The following is a 334-nucleotide window of genomic DNA, read 5'->3' on the forward strand; positions in this document are numbered from 1 at the left end:
CACCGAGCTCGCCACGTGCGGCTTCGCCGAGCGCGGCCAGAGCGTCGTGCTCCAGGGCCCGACCGGCACGGGCAAGACCTATCTGGCCTGCGCGATCGCCAAGGCAGCCTGCCAAAGGCGGATGCGCGCCTGCTACATACGCTGCCCCGACCTGGAGGAGCTCTGGCGCGAGGCGCGCGAGCGCCCCGGCGGCGAGCGCAAGATCACGAGGAAGTACGCCGCCTTCCGGGTCCTCGTGCTCGACGAGTGGCTGCTCGACCGCCCCGACGAGCTCTTCCGGGGCTTCCTGCTCGAGCTCATGGAGGCCCGCTACGGCACGGCGTCCACCGTCTTC

General features: G+C 71.6%; 1 protein-coding gene. It reads left to right on the top strand.

Going from position 1 to position 334, the window contains the following annotated elements:
* Nucleotides 1-334, top strand: a 334-nt coding sequence (locus tag H6A16_RS10610; protein ID WP_204619025.1) for an ATP-binding protein, incomplete at both ends; no start/stop codon positions are given.

Source organism: Collinsella tanakaei, from assembly GCF_016900375.1.
In the GTDB taxonomy this organism is placed as follows: Bacteria; Actinomycetota; Coriobacteriia; order Coriobacteriales; family Coriobacteriaceae; genus Collinsella.